1 rRNA gene is annotated in these 1,644 nt (G+C 57.4%); it reads right to left on the bottom strand.

The annotated features are described in order from the left end of the window. Window positions 1–1,644 (bottom strand): 23S ribosomal RNA (locus IE109_RS32785); the annotation flags it as partial.

The raw sequence follows: 1,644 nt of genomic DNA, 5'->3' as shown, positions 1-1,644 counted from the left end.
TGCGTCACCCCATCGCTTACCTACTACCACCTTGGGCCGGCGGCTCCACCACTCCCCTACGCTCCGAAGAGCTCAGGGCGGCTTCACGGCCTTAGCATTAATGGATTCGATACTGGGCGTTTCAAAGCGGGTACCGGAATATCAACCGGTTGTCCATCGACTACGCCTGTCGGCCTCGCCTTAGGTCCCGACTTACCCTGGGCAGATCAGCTTGACCCAGGAACCCTTAGTCAATCGGCGCACACGTTTCTCACGTGTGTATCGCTACTCATGCCTGCATTCTCACTCGTGAACCGTCCACAACTCGCTTCCGCGGCTGCTTCACCCGGCACACGACGCTCCCCTACCCATCACAGTCCCCGTTGGGGGTATGTACTGCAATGACACGACTTCGGCGGTACGCTTGAGCCCCGCTACATTGTCGGCGCGGAATCACTTGACCAGTGAGCTATTACGCACTCTTTCAAGGGTGGCTGCTTCTAAGCCAACCTCCTGGTTGTCTCTGCGACTCCACATCCTTTCCCACTTAGCGTACGCTTAGGGGCCTTAGTCGATGCTCTGGGCTGTTTCCCTCTCGACCATGGAGCTTATCCCCCACAGTCTCACTGCCGCGCTCTCACTTACCGGCATTCGGAGTTTGGCTAAGGTCAGTAACCCGGTAGGGCCCATCGCCTATCCAGTGCTCTACCTCCGGCAAGAAACACACGACGCTGCACCTAAATGCATTTCGGGGAGAACCAGCTATCACGGAGTTTGATTGGCCTTTCACCCCTAACCACAGGTCATCCCCCAGGTTTTCAACCCTGGTGGGTTCGGTCCTCCACGAAGTCTTACCTCCGCTTCAACCTGCCCATGGCTAGATCACTCCGCTTCGGGTCTTGAGCGCGCTACTGAATCGCCCTGTTCGGACTCGCTTTCGCTACGGCTTCCCCACACGGGTTAACCTCGCAACACACCGCAAACTCGCAGGCTCATTCTTCAAAAGGCACGCAGTCACGACGCAAGGACAAGTCCTTGCGCGACGCTCCCACGGCTTGTAGGCACACGGTTTCAGGTACTATTTCACTCCGCTCCCGCGGTACTTTTCACCATTCCCTCACGGTACTATCCGCTATCGGTCACCAGGGAATATTTAGGCTTAGCGGGTGGTCCCGCCAGATTCACACGGGATTTCTCGGGCCCCGTGCTACTTGGGTGTCTCTTAAACGAGCCGTTGATGTTTCAGCTACGGGGGTCTTACCCTCTACGCCGGACCTTTCGCATGTCCTTCGCCTACATCAACGGTTTCTGACTCGCCTCACAGCCGGCAGACTGTGAAAAAGAGATCCCACAACCCCGCATGCGCAACCCCTGCCGGGTATCACACGCATACGGTTTGGCCTCATCCGGTTTCGCTCGCCACTACTCCCGGAATCACGGTTGTTTTCTCTTCCTGAGGGTACTGAGATGTTTCACTTCCCCTCGTTCCCTCCACACTGCCTATGTGTTCAGCAGCGGGTGACAGCCCATGACGACTGCCGGGTTTCCCCATTCGGAAACCCCCGGATCAAAGCCTGGTTGACGGCTCCCCGGGGACTATCGTGGCCTCCCACGTCCTTCATCGGTTCCTGGTGCCAAGGCATCCACCGTGCGCCCTTAAAAACT

The organism is Streptomyces lavendofoliae (assembly GCF_014649735.1).
Taxonomy (GTDB): Bacteria; Actinomycetota; Actinomycetes; order Streptomycetales; family Streptomycetaceae; genus Streptomyces; species Streptomyces lavendofoliae.
Note: the sequence above shows the minus strand (reverse complement) of the source record. Positions and strands in the feature narration are given on the sequence as shown.